Consider the following 15,343-nt stretch of genomic DNA (forward strand, 5'->3'; position numbering starts at 1 on the left):
TGCCGTGTCGTGGCAGCCCTTCACCAGCTAACTGGAAGGATAATTCAGCCCATTTTATGGTAATATGGATTGGTCTACAAAAATTTTTAGGGTGTTGAGGTGTTATCACTGAATAACCAAAATCAAACATTAGGATTTCAAATCGTAACCACAAACTTTCTAGGGACTAAAGAAGCAGCAAGTTTCATAATTGACACCTTAAAGAAACTTCCGAAAAAATATTGGCCTACTAAGTCAGAATATTATTCTAGTAAAAACATAGGGCTCTTTTCATTTGAAAATAAAAAGGAATTTGTAGATAAAGTACCAGGCACTTACTTGTTTGGAGGATATGCGAAGCTTTTTTAGCGAAGTTGAATCAATATGGATGGAATTATGCAAGAGGTTTAACGCATGGTATGGGCAATGTCATTTATTTAGTAATTCAGAAAGAAGTAATAACTATTTAGGTTGGGGATTTGGACGATGTATTTCACGATTACATTGGAAAACGTACTTCGGTAAGGAATATTATAAGGAGTTTGATATTAGTAGTATTGTTTTGGAGGAATTGTGTACGATCATACGATATTGTGACGGGGACTTTTTTTTGACGATAAATGCAGACCCTGAGGAGGTTGTTACGAGAAACAAAATAGAAAGAGAAATTATAAAACGGATAGGAAAGAATTATTTTGGGAAGAAAATGACAACAGGTTGGATCCGATATGTTTCTTTATTGATTTCTACGATTTTATCTGTTCTGATATTGAGAAATAGAAATTAACTTTTTAATTCTCTCATTTGTGAGTAATTGGGAAGTTAAAACAAAAAAATAAGTGCTTTCCAGTTCAACTACTCTAGCTATTGAAACTGAGTGAAAACTTGTTTCGTATGGTATGAAAAAAACAACTGGGGGGCCAATCTGTGAAACGTTATAAGGTGATTAATGCGAAGACGGCGACGCTGTTATCCCTTTCTGCCATGGTCCTTACCTTAGTCCTGGTATTTGCCATCGGCCATCAATCAATTTTAGTAGAGCTCGAGATCACGACCGGCGTATTAGCTGTAGTACTCTTTACATTTCTGTCCTTAGGTTTGTACAGGGGAGTAAGGTTGCAGAACGATCCCTTATATAAGGAAGGGTGGAAACCGTTTGGAAAGTGGGATGTACTGGATTTTGCTTCGGCGGGCGACCTGTTTCCGGTAGAGTTCTCCGGAGAAGGCCTATTTGGGATCGTACTTACAGTTATTGCCTGGATCGCAATTACGATTGTGATGCTCATTCTTATTTTTTTGGTCGGTAACATGCTCTGGGGGATTATCATGTTCATGGGTGTAATGCTATATTGGTTGTTTTATAGGGCATACCGATATGTGTTTCTAAAAGGGAGGGCGTGCCGTAATCGAGTTGGCTTAAGTCTGGCATATGGCGGGTTATATACCGTTTTGTATACTGGATGGGCATTTATATTGCTTCAGACCGGGTCTTGGGTGATGCAACGAAATTAACCGTGCTTTTTAAGCTCTAACTAAGTACAATTGCTCAATAAACGGGAGCAGGCGCCGCGGAGTTCGCAAATTTACACATGCCTGAATACATTCCCTGATAGAATGGGTTTGGGTTGTTCGAAGATACAGCTCTTAACACATGCTGTAGAGCATTGATAAGCGAATCTTTTGTTATGTTGACGAGCAATACCCTCACCTACCTCGGAAGTAAATTACTTTGAATAGAAGGATTCGATAATAATGTTACGGATAACCTCTGAACGGGATTGCTGCTTGTCCGTACAATGCTTTTCTAGTCTTTCCCATAAATCGTCCGTTAAGGTTTGTGATACTTTCTTAGTCACACCTATATTCTTTCTGCCAGCCCCCTCACGAAGGCCACCTCTATACGGACTGTAAATATTTCCAATAATACAGTCATATGCTAAAGGGCAGGATAGTTGAATTGCAACAAATTTTAAAAAGAAACTTTTTCCAATTTATGTACGTCTAACTAACGGTTGCAATTCTATGGTCATCGGGGTTATTCGGCTTATGGTCTGGTGGAATGGCTTTTCTTGCAAACAATACAGAAGAATTTACAGATAAAAATGGTCACCAGATAGTTGGAAGGTATTTACTTGAAGTCAATTTGTCAGATTTAGAAAGTAACATTGGAAAAGAGATATTAAAAAGTGGGGTTAACGGTATTACGCTAACTTAGAGAAACTATAGTTCAATAACGGTGGCTATGTTTATCTTTGAAAATAACAATTAGACAGATTAGCAATATATGATATGCAGGCAGTCCTTTCTTTACATAAATCTTTGTCGTTTTAATTTTGAGGAGGATGATTTAATTAAGAAATATTCAAAGATGCTGAAATACAAGGTGGTACTATCAAATGTGTTCAAGTTGTGCCAGCTGGAAGTTATTCTCTATCGGATGGTAAAACCATAACCGACTTACCTGCATTTAGCCGCATTGCGGTCAATCTGGAGCCAACTCCCCAATATTAATTGGATTAGGTTGTGTATTGGATGTCTGATTATCAGCGCAGAGGTGTCTGGAAATCCTTGTTAGTCGATTGGTCAGTCGTAGAAAAAAACGTTGATTTCTGTACCAAAAAGGTTTATAACTTATATTAGAGTTATTCTTATTAAGAACTTATTTTAAATTGAATGGAGAGGTTTAAATGAACTCTATGGATGCTGCTAATTCAGGAAAATGCCCGTTCCCGCATGGAAGCACTGGAAGCGCTTCAACGCACAAATCTAGTGGTACGACGAATAGAAACTGGTGGCCTAATCAGTTGAATTTGAACATTCTCCATCAGCATGACCGCAAAACGAATCCTTTAGGCGACGATTTTGATTACGCAGAGGAATTTGCAAAATTAGACTATCAAGCACTTAAGCAGGATTTAACTGCTCTCATGACGGACAGTCAAGACTGGTGGCCAGCTGACTACGGACATTATGGTCCGTTCTTTATTCGTATGGCTTGGCACTCCGCAGGTACATATCGTACAGGTGACGGCCGTGGAGGTGGCGGAACCGGAACACAGCGTTTTGCTCCCCTTAACAGTTGGCCGGATAACGGCAACCTTGATAAAGCTCGTAGATTACTATGGCCGATTAAACAAAAATATGGCAACAAAATCTCTTGGGCCGACTTGTTCATTCTAACTGGTAATGTCGCTATTGAATCGATGGGCGGCAAAACATTTGGTTTTGGCGGCGGACGTGCTGACGTGTGGCACCCAGAAGAAGACATCTACTGGGGTATTGAAACGGAGTGGCTAGGGGATAAGCGTTATACAGGTGATCGTGAGCTTCAGAATCCGCTTGCTGCCGTTCAAATGGGACTTATCTATGTGAATCCAGAAGGTCCTAATGGCAATCCAGATCCGCTTGCAAGTGCTCGTGATATTCGCGAAACGTTCAAACGGATGGGTATGGATGATGAAGAAACCGTTGCACTCGTAGCCGGTGGACATACATTTGGTAAAGCACATGGTGCAGGCGATGCTGCGCATGTGGGTGCAGAGCCGGAAGCTGCTGCTATTGAAGCACTAGGCTTAGGTTGGCTCAGCTCGCACGGCTCTGGTAAAGGCCGCGACACCATCACCAGCGGAATTGAAGGTGCTTGGACAGCGAATCCGACACAGTGGGATAATGGTTATTTTGAACTACTGTTTGGGTATGAATGGACGCTTACGAAAAGCCCAGCAGGCGCAAATCAGTGGGCGCCAGTCAATCCTGCTGCAGAGCATCTAGCTCCAGATGCAGAAGATGCATCCATTCGTGTTGCGACGATCATGACTACCGCAGATATGGCATTGCGTGTGGATCCAGCCTACGAGAAAATTTCTCGTCGTTTCTATGAGAATTCAGATGAGTTTGCTGATGCATTTGCTCGTGCATGGTTTAAGCTTACTCATCGTGACATGGGTCCTCTTGCCAGATATTTAGGGCCAGAAGTTCCTGAAGAAGTTCTCATCTGGCAAGATGCTGTGCCGGCTGTTGGATATACATTAACAGACGCACAAGTAGAAGATCTTAAAACAAAAATTCTAAACTCAGGCCTTACCGTCAGTGAACTGGTAACTACAGCTTGGGCTTCGGCTAGCACTTTCCGTGGTTCTGACATGCGTGGCGGCGCAAACGGTGCTCGTATCCGTCTTGCCCCACAGAAGTACTGGGAAGTGAACCAACCTGCACAACTGACTAAAGTGCTTACGATCTTAGAAGGTATTCAATCAGAGCTTGATGCTGAAGTGAGCCTCGCTGATCTGATCGTACTCGGCGGCAGCGCCGCGGTGGAAAAAGCTGCCCGTGATGCAGGCTTTAACGTAACTGTTCCTTTCACTCCTGGACGCGGTGATGCAACACAAGAGCAAACGGATGTAGAAAGCTTCGCAGTGCTAGAGCCAATCTTTGATGGTTTCCGCAATTATCAGAAGAAGAATTATAGCATCAGCTCAGCAGAGCTTCTAGTAGACAAGGCACATCTGCTCAACCTGACTGCTCCGGAAATGACAGCTCTTGTTGGCGGTATGCGTGTACTAGATACGAACTTCGAGGGAACCAAACACGGCGTATTCACCGAACGTGTAGGCACACTCACCAACGATTTCTTTATTAACTTGCTTGATATGAACGTACAATGGAACCCAGTAGGCGGAGATCTATTTGAAGGACGCGATCGCAAGACGGGTAAAATCCTGCGTACAGCGACTACTGTTGATCTTGTATTCGGTTCAAACTCCATTCTGCGTGCCATTGCAGAGGTATATGCGCAAGACGATAACCAAGAAAAGTTTGTGCGCGACTTTGTAGCTAGCTGGGTCAAAGTAATGAATGCGGATCGTTTCGATCTGAAGTAAAACTTACTTATAACCATGTAAAGCAAGGAGCAGTATTTAACGACAAATACTGTTCTTTGCTATAGTTTTATTAAAGTTCAAAAAAGAAAATAAAGGAAAAGAAGGGGATCATAATGAGTAAGGAGACGATATTAGACCATATGAAAGAAGAAGGGCTGCGTCTTACTCCCCAGCGCGTTCATATCGTCGAGCTCTTATTCGAATTGTCACATCCGACAGCGGATCGGATTTATACACTAATGACCGAGAAATTTCCTTATGTCAGCCAAGCGACAGTCTATAACACGCTAAAGAAATTGAAAGAAATTGGAGTCGTCAAAGAGCTCAAGAATGGCGACAAATCCAGTAACTTTGAAGTCAACGAAATGGAACACTGGCATTTCAATTGTAAGGTTTGCGGTGAGATCTACGATTTGGAGCCGGCGAAGACCGAAGCATTGATGGCAGTTGGTACACAAAAAGGTGCGTTCCAGGTTGAAAGCTATCAGGTCGAGTTTTATGGCGTATGTGCGAAATGCATGAATTCGTTGTGAGAAAACCACAGTATGCAGCAGCCAGTTAAGTTTTAACAGGCTGCTGCATGCTGTGGTTTTTTAAATGTTATTTGAACTTTAAGGAATTTATTTAAAATGTCCCCGTGTTGATCTAACTGACGGGGGAGCTAAATAACAACGCCGGGTGTAACGGTAGCCGCGTTACGCTAACGGGCAGGTTAATTCCAATATGTGGTATAATTATACAAACCATATTCATTCTTTCAAAGAGGCTTTTTATGAACGTTGTGAATGCTACAAAAGATGATCTGAACGGATGGTTGGAATTGGCTATTGAAGTTGAATACTTATTTGGCCCAATGGTAAGCGATCCTAAATTTATTCAGACGCTAGAGAAAAATATTAACCAGAGCAATGCATTCTGCGTTAGGGAAGATGATGGAGCTTCAGGATCTTTCTTACTAGGTGGAATTTTATTCTCATCAGTAGGTGCGCCAAGTTACAAGATCGGATGGTTAGCTGTTTCCTCTCGAGCAAGAAATAAAGGCATAGCAACTGAACTACTGAAGCACGTACTAAAAGTCGTTGATTTCCCGGCAGAAGTAACAGTTATTACATTTGGTAATGATATCCCAGACGGAGAGCCTGCAAGAAGGCTATATCAAAAGTTTGGATTTGTACCTCAAGATGAACCGGTTCCGAATGGTCCTGAAGGTGGTAGTCGTCAAAGATTCAAACTGGTAATAACACAAAAGGCTTAACCTAACGAGAAACAGTAGTTCAACGATAAAACGCATAGTATGGAGGGACTTGTAATATGTCGATATGCGATGTATGGGTTTTACGTATCATTCCTGCGGATGCGGCGGACCAGGTTATAGGCCAGCAAGATATCAGAAGTTGAAGAGTTCATAATCAGAAATAAAGAATTTAGATCTGCTGGAGAGCTATTATTCCAAAAATTAACTATTAAAAATTAAAACCACATAAGAAGCTAATGTTACAAGCTAACCGGAGAACGTTAGTTCAAACAAAGCAGGGAGAAGATCGCCGCGGCAGCTGCCCTTTTAAAAATTAATACAAGACATAAAAGGTGGGTGATTCGTATTCAAACTATTTATGCCCGTGTTCGTCATTGGTTATTTTGGTACGGAGTTTATGAATTCTGCAGTCAGAGCTGTAATGATGAAATTACACTTTATTCTGATCAGGATCAAAAAAACTATTTAGGTTATTTTGAACTTACAACAATGACAGGTCTTAATAACTTATTGAAATACGATATGGATATTATAGGCGATGATAAAGAATATTGTGATGAGATTGAACAATTCATAAGTGGAAACCAAGATATTCACTATAATTACATATACCCAAGGGACTCAGAAGATGTATCTCGCCAAGTTTCTCATTTTGCTCCTACAAATATAGAGGGCTATAAACCAGTCTATATTAATATGTGGACAAAATTATCTAAATCTTGGGATATTAATGAGATTAAGAAAAGCGTGAGAATACTTGCAAAAGATTTTTTAGACTTGAATATAAAAAATGTTGAAATGATAGAAATTCCAACGTATACAGAAACAAAATTATCGTACGAAGAAGATTATAAGCCTTTCATAAGAAAAGTTGATTAAACTAACCGGAAAAATGATTGAATTGTAGAGGATAATTGAACGAACATGAAGAGAGAACAAGTAACAAGACGTGAAACAAGTCATCTGTAAAATAATATTGTCGGGTGACAAGAACATTATCTCATTAAAAGTCGCATAAATTGCGGCTCTTTTATTTTATGGGATAAAGTTCTTGTCAAAACCAAATGACAAGAACTTTATCCCATTCCCGACAGATGGTTGGGGTGAATGAGGTGGATATAGAACCTCCTAACCAGAGGGGTTTCTAAGATTTGAGACCACACTTTTTGACAAGCAGTCAACCCGTTAAACGGTTCAGGCAAGTTGCACAGGAGGTTACCGTTAGGGATACTGCAAAGCAGTCTAGGATTTATAAGTATGAAATAGCTTCCTGTGTTGTCCAAGTAGCACTGGCAAATGCTTTGTAATTCGTAACGGCTGCTTGAAAATCCCTTTCACTAATTGTTGCCGTGGCATCGTATACAATAGCTGTTTCAAACCCATTCTCGATTAGATGTCTCATATGTGACTCTACACAAATGTTTGAAAGTACTCCTGCAATGATCGTCTTCTCTTTTCTATGTTGTCGCAACTGATATACCAAGTCATTTGTTTGTGGACTAGCAACCTTGTGTGGAGTTGAAACTACGGTTCTCCTATCAAAAATATAAGGTTTGAAAGAATGAACAAAATCAGCTCCAACAGACGGTGGTGTATACTCATTTGCCTTTTGATACATTTTAAGACCTAATAGCATACTTTGTTCATTTCCTGTAAATTGCCAACCATAATCATGAGGGTATAAATAATGGGGTGATATGAAAAGTTGGTATCCTTTATTCAGGGCAGCTCTCATTAATAGCTCAAGGTTTTGTATAGTGTTGTTTTGCTCAATATTATCTTTTGTCAGATGATAGCCTTTCCCCCCAGGACTCATAAAGTCATTTTGAGGGTCTGTAATTACAATTGCGGTATTATTGGGATGTGGTTTAAACATCTTTTTTTTCCTCCTTCCCAACTTCATTTACAGCCATTTATATGTCATTTGCAGTTTGTCTAATGTACGTTGCTTAAAGAGTTAGTGTGCAACTTTCACAATTGGTTGATTTTGACGATGTTTTTTGTCTGGAATGGGATAAAGTTCCTTGTGATTTATGACATCAAGTATTAAAAACATCTGTTTCTTCAATTGCACCATTCCATCACTGCCTTCTCCTCGTATGAAGGTGAGTTCGACACATCGACGACAACCTGAGCGCCATTAAGCGCTTCGGCCTGCCCCTCGCCGGTGACGGCATTGATCCCTTTGGAAGGGATGCCGCCACGGCTTCATGGCCAGTCATCTTGTCATATTTTTGGAGTTTTCCTATAAGGAAATCAGAAAGAGAAAGGATACGGATAGAAGTGGGAAAGAGCTGTATAAGCAATATAAAGTGCTGCTGTTTAAGCTAGACTACCGGCTGAGGATCGGTTTCCGATGCGGAGGATGCGGTGCATGACGTGTTCCTGAAGATCTATGACGTACCGCCGGAGAGGCTTGCCGAGCCGAAGACTTATTTATGCAAGATGGTCACGAACTGCTGCCGGGATTTGCAAAAGGCGGCGCGAAAGAAAGTGGGAGCAATATTTCGGAGACTTGCTTTTTGAGCCGTTTCTTAGTTCGAAAGATTCAATGGAAACATCCGCTATTCGCGACGATCTCTTGTAAGCTGGGGTGGGCATTACGATTTCACCAGCTCACAAAAAAAATCTTTAATATTTGTATGGGTGTATTTATACTCATTTCCTTGCTGTTCTTTCTTTCGCTTGTTGCTTTCACTGGTGACGAATTTAAATAAATCGGCGTCGCTTAGGTGATCTACTTTTGGCAGTGGTACAATAAATCAGTTTCTGAATTATTTGACAACATTAGATTTAGACCTTAATGCAATGCTAGTAATTATAAATAGTAACGGGATATAGGCAAAGATGAAATAAAATCCTAACTCATGTATGAATTTTTCTAAAGCATCGATCTTCGTTCGTTCGTTAAACGTAAGCGCGACGATGAAAAGGGCCGCCAGTATAATAGGTAATGACAGTCGAGGTTTAAGCGTAGTAACTCTTTTCATAATTCTTGTACAGCACCAAATAGGGATACAAACCGTCGGGATGATAACCATAAGCCACATAAAAATATAAAAATATTCGAACCTTGCAATGAAGGATAACTCAATGATTTTCGACATCGCCAAAATTGGCCATAGAGTATGTTTCAGTAGTCCCTGACTAAAATACATTAGGGTTACAATGATAATTGCCGTATATTTGAATGTAGTGAATAGCAAGGCGAAATGCGCCCATTTTACGTTTTTTTCGGGTAATTTTAAGAAAGGAAAGTAAATAAGCAAAGCTTCAAGTCCGAAGAAAATGAAACTGGATGATTTAGAACCTTTAAGCAAATCAAGAAAAGAATGATTGAGTAAAGGCAATAAATTATGGAAATTGCCTTGTCGAGTCGGGAAGTAAAGCAAAAAGAGTATAGGGATCAGAGCCACGTAAAAAAAGCTAAACCCGGCAACAACCCTGAACCCGCCGGAAACGACATAAAATATCACGCAAATTAAGAACCCTGCCATAGCCCATGTTCTAATGGTTGGAAATACCCACACTTGAATGATTTCAATGTAAGCTCGGAAGTAAAATAGAGCCATTATGAAATAGTATCCGACTAATAACAGAGAAACGGCATTGCCTATGAATTTGCCGAAAATCGTTCGATGTAAGTCAATTACGTCTTTAGCTGGATAACCGAGCATCTTATAAACCATCCAGATGATTAGATGCAGGCTCAAACCCATGAGGATAATCGATATCCAAGCATCTTGATCGGCATCCCCAAGGACAAGACTTTGAAAATTTAAAATGTTAGCGGCAGCTTGGGAAACGCTGATTAAGAAAAATACAAAATATCCGGAAATCGTGTAATTTTCCTTTACCTGATTCTGCACTAATGTCCAACCCCTGAGTGTAAAATAATAATCTTCGTTTTAACTTCAAAATCCAGATTAGGATAAATTGTTCCATAAAATACGTTCTCTCTATAATTTCTATGCTGCCACCTATATTGCTCTCCGAAGCCGATAGGATCGACGTTGTTCTTTTGTAATCGGATTAGCATCGTTTTGATTTCCGATGATAATTTATCTTCGATTTGCTTCTTTACTTCATGCAAATCGTCTTTTTTCTGAATGTTAATTTTTTTCGGAATTTCTCTAAGCGCTATGGTTAATTCAAGAGATATCGTTGTCTTTCCGTTTTGCGCAATGGCTATGTTGCTCTTTCCGCTTAGAATGATAAAGGAATACATATCTTTTGGACCGGTCATGAAATCATATTGGCCTGTCAGGGCTTTGTCTTTAAGAAACTTTACATATAATCCTTCTTCGTTGGTCAACCAAAGCTTTAATTCGTCTCCTTTAAAGACGGCGATACCATCCATATGCAATATGCCCTGATCTTTATTGATAACGGGTAAATAAACATCCTGTCCTTCTCCATAATATTGATTTACGAATGAATGATAATTTGTCATCGGCGTATTCCCATTGTTCATATTTTGTTCGATAAGCTCAGTCAAGAAAAAGGGTGGTTTTTTTGAGGTTTCGGATATGATTGAGCTTGCATGTTGTTTTGTTATAACAATGGTAGCATTGCTGCTTTTAATGAAATCTCGATTGATGTAGTCGGCAAGCTCAGAGATGGCTTCTCTTGCGAATTTTTCGCTAATTACCAATGTGCGCATTTGTCCCAATTCGACAGGTTGAGAAGACTTGGTAGTTAGGGCTGTGAAAATCCCGTACATATTTTTCGACTCCGCGGTTATCGGGGATACGGATTGTTGCCGAGAAGCTTTTATATACGTTGGATAAGAAGCGCTCAACTTAATTGTCTCGCCTTCGATGTCTACGCCCATACTTTGGATGATATTTATCCGGTTGACTATCCGTTCTTGCGCGCAACCGGATAATAGGCAGCAACAGAAGAGAGCTAGGATATGCTCTTTCATTATTTCATCCTCCAAACTGCATACCACTATTCATTATTATAATCGTCGCCGATATCTTTATTTTTTTGTACGGAATATCTTTTTGTCGAGAGCGGACGCGGAGTAAGAAATCGTCTAGAAGTAAGGGTGAAGGAAGAGCGTATAAAACTGTCGCTGAAACTGTTGTGGCGAAAAGGGAACAGGGGTACAATATATGGCGCACCGAGCGATTTCAAACGCAATAAATGGCCTAAAATAAACATTAACCCAATCATTATGCCTAAACCACCGCAAAAGGATGCCAAGATAATCAATGGAAACCGCAAAAAGCGTATCGTATTGGATATTTTAAAGATAGGCGTGGTAAAGGAAGCCAATGCCGAAAGAGAAACGATGATAAGCAAAATATTACTGGTTAAACCGGCTTGCACAGCTGCTTGCCCAAGTATGATACCTCCTACAATGCCCAACGTTTGACTGACTTTTGTAGGCAATCTCGAACCGGCTTCGCGCAACAACTCGATGGTTATTTCCAAGAACAGGACTTCCAACACAGGAGGAAAGGGAACGTTTGCTCTAGATTCAATAATCGGACCTAAAAGATCCCTGGGAATGACGGTGTAATGAAAGGTAAGAATCGCAACATAAAAGGAGGTAGCCAGTATGGAAAACGTAATCCCAAAATAACGAATGAGACGAAAGAACGAACCCATAATCCATGGCAAATAGTAATCTTCGGGAGAAATGATAAAGCTAAATAAGCTCGTGGGTCCCGTAATAATAGAAGGAGAACCGTCGCATATAATGGCTACTTCCCCGTTTAACACAGCATACATGATTCTGTCCAGGCGTTCACTGGACAAAAATAACGGGAAGGGAGAATTCGAGTTGTCAGTGATAAGTTGTTCCAGAAGAGAAGTTTCAAATACCACGTCAAAATCGAGATCCATGAGCCTCTGCCTTGCCGTATTGACATGTTGAGGATTCGTAATACCCTCTAAATAAGCGATTACGACTCTCGTTTTTGACATAGAACCAACGATGAGTTCCTCAAATTTAAGTTTTTCGGTTACAAGCCCTCTTCGAAGTAAATTCAAATTGGTATCTATATTTTCGACAAAACCGACCTTCGGACCGAGTACGCTGTATTCATTTTCGGTATCATTATGATCACGATGGCCCAGTTTTAAATCCGCGATGCCCACTATAAGTCCTTCATTTAGATGGGGATCCAGTTGAAGAAAGATTGAACCGCGAACCAAGCTTTGTAAAATTTCTTCCAGGTTTGAAGTAACTTTGATTCCATCAATGGGAATCAAAGCTTTCAAATCATCCAAATTTTTGATTTCATAATTCGGGATTTGAAAAAAAGAGAGTAAATCATGGTGAAATTGTTCATGGTTTATAAGCGTTTTATAGTAAGAAAAATGAATAAGATTATCTTTTATATTTATGGTTGTTTGCAGAAAATCATCTGATTTTGAGATCTCTTTTAAAGACTTATGTATATTTGGGAGCAAACGACGTACCACCTGTCTAAGAAAAATTACTCGTTTTATTATGAAGTTCTGATGTTGAAGTTATACCCTTTTTTTAATAAAAGCGCAATCGGGCAGGGGATCTATAAATTGCTCTTGTTTTTCTTCGATCCAATATTTTTGAGATTAATGTCACACATGAACTTCGCCAGTTGTCATATCATTGAACCAAAATGCATTTGAAACAGTAAAACTGAAGACATCACCCACATGAGACACGATACGATTTCATATTTTCATATGCTTTTCTTATACTTATGGATAAACTGATACCTTTGGAGCGAGCTGTGTTTATATTACGAGAAGTCTTTGCATATGAGCATAGTGAGATTGGCGAAATGTTCAACAAAACAGAAGTCAACTGCCGTAAGATCTACAGTCGTGTCAAGAAAAAAGTAGCTTTATTATCTTCCGAGAATGTTGAAATGGCACCCTCGCATCGACTTGAGGAAAAGGAATTGGTTACTCGCTTCATTTCCGCTCTTTCGAATGGGAATATTCAATCAGTGGTGAACATGTTAACCGAAGATGTAATATTTATTGCCGATGGTGGCGGGAAAGTGTCCGCCGCAATTAATCCTATTTATAGTAGAGAACGTGTTCTGGTCATTTTAAACGCTCTTTCGTCAAGTCGATTCCCTCAATCAGAAGCAAAGCAGGTCGAAGTCAATGGTCAGCCAGGGATATTATTAACAAAAGATGGCATTCTAACGGGGGTCATTTGTTTTGAATGGGATGTCCAATCGATGACCGTACAACGAATTTACTTTATTGTGAATCCAGATAAATTACAACATGTAAACTAAATCAAATAGATCGTGGACATTATTTTTCGTTCGTTAAGGATGAAACACTTTGAACATATGCAATTGTCCGGTTTGCCTTGTTGGTGTTGTTAAGCCTTTTGGTTATATTGAATTAAAGGAAGGACCGTTGGAATTCAAGCTTAGTCGATTTCCACCTGACAAAAAGACGGCTATTACCATCGGGATATGTAGTAGGGAACCTTGTCAGCATATAGGAATGGGGGCAACAAAGAAATCCACTACACTGGCCAAAAGTCTATTAAGGGAGCTGGTTTTATCCTTGGAAAAAAATTAAATAAAAAATCGTTTTATGTCACACATTGAAGGTGCCAATTGTCTTAATATTGTATCAAAAAAATAGGAGGTATATCGAAATGACACAGCGAATTAATTATATGCAGCAATCACCAGAGCTTTTCAAGAAAATGATGGAGTTCAGCAACGCAGAGAAGGAAAGTGCAATTGAAGAGAAAATCCTTGATCTCGTTCACATCAGGGCATCGCAAATAAATGGGTGCGGATTTTGCTTGGACATGCACGTTAAGCAAGCGAAGATTCATGGAGAGAGCGAGCTTCGCCTTTATCATACTTCGATTTGGAGGGAATCCAATCTTTTTGATCCACGTGAAAGAGCTGCGCTGGCTTGGACTGAGATCCTGACCAGTCTGCCTGAACACGGTGTGCCAGACGAAATTTATGATGGCGTTTGTGGTCAGTTTAGTGAAAAAGAAATCTCTGACCTGACATTCTCGATCATGGCGATTAATGCTTGGAACCGAATCAATGTAGCATTTAAGACTGTGCCGGGTTCGGCTGACGCAGCATTTGGGTTGAAGAAAGCTGGACTGAGCTGACCAAAATTTTCTGCGCCGCCATGGCACTTTCGGCCAGCTTAATTGCAGCGGCAATCTTGCGAACGTTCGGGCAATGGGCAACGAATGTAAAAGACTATTAGAGAAATGAAATGGAGGAGACCTGACGGTAGTGTATTCAGGTCTTTTCGGTTGTTCACTAAGGTTCCTATATTAAGACATCTTACTTGGATAGTGCGGCATCTTCATAAAAGCCGGTTCAAGTCATCGATGCAATAAAGTATTTTTACGAATGGGATAACGTACACAGAGGGGTTCATACCTTGGGCTCATGTGCGACCGATGCCTACTCTTGCGAGGGAAAAAGTTGCTCATTTTATTCATGCGCGATCGGAGCAGGAAATTATCTTCACCCGCGGAACCACATCAGTAAAGTTCTTGTCATCCGACAATATTGTAAGAGGACAAGAACATATATCTATAGAGATCCGCGCTCAGCGCGGATTTATTATTTTATGGATGTAAGTTCTTGTCTTTTTCGCAAGACAAGAACTTACATCCTTTACCAATACTGGACAAGAACAAACATCCTTTGCCGTGGTGGAGTTCAACGCATCATAATTCATATTTAAGAAGTGTTACATATAACTTTTGCCGTAAATATAGACAAGAACTTATATTCTTAGCTGATTTTTTGGACAAGAACAAAGTATTATTGCCATGGCATGAAATTTTACAACAAGAGGTGATTTGTTAACCTTTACAATTCTCAATCAGACGGTCAAAATCAACGCATTGAACGAATTTCCACATCTCACCTTGTTGTGGGTATAGATATCGCGAAGGAAACTCATGTAGCACAAGCAACTAATTTCCGCGGCATCTTACATTCTCAAATACAATTGAAGGATTCGAATTATTAGAACGATGGATCGAGGGAATTAGGGAGAAACACCGCTTAAAGGCTCTCATAATCGGCATGGAGCCGATCGGACATTAGTGTACGACTGCAGAATCGGATCATTCGTTGGTTAGACATTCGGTTCCTCGAGTATTTCTCGGTGTTTAAAGACTGGACCTGCAAACATTCCTTAGCTACTCTTAAGAAATTTCCTTCTACGGCAATCCGATGGGCCCGATGCTGTTGACCTCCTCGGGACAACTGCG

14 protein-coding genes and 2 pseudogenes are annotated in these 15,343 nt (G+C 40.2%); 11 read left to right on the forward strand and 5 right to left on the reverse strand.

The window, feature by feature from the left end:
- The first annotated feature begins 99 nt into the window (after positions 1-99).
- Positions 100-348 (forward strand): hypothetical protein, encoded by a 249-nt coding sequence (locus ASG93_RS27960; RefSeq protein ID WP_056837407.1) that lies wholly within the window; start codon positions 100-102, stop codon positions 346-348.
- 558 nt (positions 349-906) lie between these two features.
- Positions 907-1,491 carry a hypothetical protein gene (locus tag ASG93_RS27970; protein ID WP_056837412.1) on the forward strand — a complete coding sequence of 195 codons (585 nt, stop codon included), beginning with the start codon at positions 907-909 and terminating at the stop codon, positions 1,489-1,491.
- A 212-nt stretch (positions 1,492-1,703) separates the two neighbouring features.
- On the opposite strand, the gene ASG93_RS36625 is transcribed toward ASG93_RS27970, so the two are convergent.
- Positions 1,704-1,835, reverse strand: a complete 132-nt coding sequence (locus tag ASG93_RS36625; RefSeq protein ID WP_235550987.1) for a ribbon-helix-helix protein, CopG family — start codon at positions 1,833-1,835, stop codon at positions 1,704-1,706.
- 831 nt (positions 1,836-2,666) lie between these two features.
- Here ASG93_RS36625 and katG point away from each other — a divergent pair.
- From katG to ASG93_RS27990, 4 genes are all read left to right on the forward strand, one after another.
- A complete protein-coding gene (katG, locus tag ASG93_RS27975) occupies positions 2,667-4,859 on the forward strand; it encodes a catalase/peroxidase HPI (RefSeq protein WP_056837413.1) in 2,193 nt (730 codons plus the stop codon).
- 113 nt (positions 4,860-4,972) lie between these two features.
- A complete protein-coding gene (locus ASG93_RS27980; protein WP_056837415.1) occupies positions 4,973-5,392 on the forward strand; it encodes a Fur family transcriptional regulator in 420 nt (139 codons plus the stop codon).
- Between the two features lie 239 nt (positions 5,393-5,631).
- Complete coding sequence (locus ASG93_RS27985; protein WP_056837417.1) at positions 5,632-6,114, forward strand: GNAT family N-acetyltransferase; 483 nt, start codon at positions 5,632-5,634, stop codon at positions 6,112-6,114.
- A 336-nt stretch (positions 6,115-6,450) separates the two neighbouring features.
- Complete coding sequence (locus ASG93_RS27990) at positions 6,451-6,993, forward strand: hypothetical protein (protein ID WP_056837419.1); 543 nt, start codon at positions 6,451-6,453, stop codon at positions 6,991-6,993.
- 370 nt (positions 6,994-7,363) lie between these two features.
- On the opposite strand, the gene ASG93_RS27995 is transcribed toward ASG93_RS27990, so the two are convergent.
- On the reverse strand, positions 7,364-7,990 hold the full coding sequence (locus ASG93_RS27995) for an isochorismatase family cysteine hydrolase (protein ID WP_056837421.1): 627 nt from the start codon (positions 7,988-7,990) through the stop codon (positions 7,364-7,366).
- Between the two features lie 503 nt (positions 7,991-8,493).
- Between ASG93_RS27995 and ASG93_RS36630 the strand changes: the two genes are divergently transcribed.
- Positions 8,494-8,640 (forward strand): hypothetical protein, encoded by a 147-nt coding sequence (locus ASG93_RS36630; RefSeq protein ID WP_235550999.1) that lies wholly within the window; start codon positions 8,494-8,496, stop codon positions 8,638-8,640.
- A gap of 248 nt (positions 8,641-8,888) precedes the next feature.
- On the opposite strand, the gene ASG93_RS28005 is transcribed toward ASG93_RS36630, so the two are convergent.
- Genes ASG93_RS28005 through ASG93_RS28015 form a run of 3 tightly spaced genes read right to left on the reverse strand, consistent with a single transcriptional unit; the run spans position 8,889 to position 12,540 of the window.
- Positions 8,889-9,983, reverse strand: coding sequence for a GerAB/ArcD/ProY family transporter (locus ASG93_RS28005; protein WP_056837426.1), 1,095 nt, complete (start codon positions 9,981-9,983; stop codon positions 8,889-8,891).
- Entirely contained in the window at positions 9,983-11,041 is a 1,059-nt protein-coding gene (locus tag ASG93_RS28010; RefSeq protein WP_056837429.1) for a Ger(x)C family spore germination protein, read from the reverse strand. Before ASG93_RS28010 ends, ASG93_RS28005 begins: the two co-directional genes overlap by 1 nt.
- Positions 11,042-11,067: 26 nt before the next feature.
- Complete coding sequence (locus tag ASG93_RS28015) at positions 11,068-12,540, reverse strand: spore germination protein (protein ID WP_082615140.1); 1,473 nt, start codon at positions 12,538-12,540, stop codon at positions 11,068-11,070.
- Between the two features lie 275 nt (positions 12,541-12,815).
- Between ASG93_RS28015 and ASG93_RS28020 the strand changes: the two genes are divergently transcribed.
- The 4 genes and pseudogenes from ASG93_RS28020 to ASG93_RS37320 form a co-directional block, all read left to right on the forward strand.
- Positions 12,816-13,364 carry a sigma factor-like helix-turn-helix DNA-binding protein gene (locus tag ASG93_RS28020; RefSeq protein WP_082615141.1) on the forward strand — a complete coding sequence of 183 codons (549 nt, stop codon included), beginning with the start codon at positions 12,816-12,818 and terminating at the stop codon, positions 13,362-13,364.
- A gap of 374 nt (positions 13,365-13,738) precedes the next feature.
- Entirely contained in the window at positions 13,739-14,218 is a 480-nt protein-coding gene (locus ASG93_RS28030; RefSeq protein ID WP_056837437.1) for a carboxymuconolactone decarboxylase family protein, read from the forward strand.
- A 170-nt stretch (positions 14,219-14,388) separates the two neighbouring features.
- Positions 14,389-14,605: pseudogene (locus ASG93_RS36635) on the forward strand (aminotransferase class V-fold PLP-dependent enzyme); the annotation flags it as partial.
- A 365-nt stretch (positions 14,606-14,970) separates the two neighbouring features.
- A pseudogene (locus ASG93_RS37320) lies at positions 14,971-15,294 on the forward strand (hypothetical protein); the annotation flags it as partial.
- Positions 15,295-15,343 lie beyond the last annotated feature (49 nt).

Origin of the sequence: Paenibacillus sp. Soil787 (genome assembly GCF_001429545.1) — a bacterium.
In the GTDB taxonomy this organism is placed as follows: domain Bacteria; phylum Bacillota; class Bacilli; order Paenibacillales; family NBRC-103111; genus Paenibacillus_E.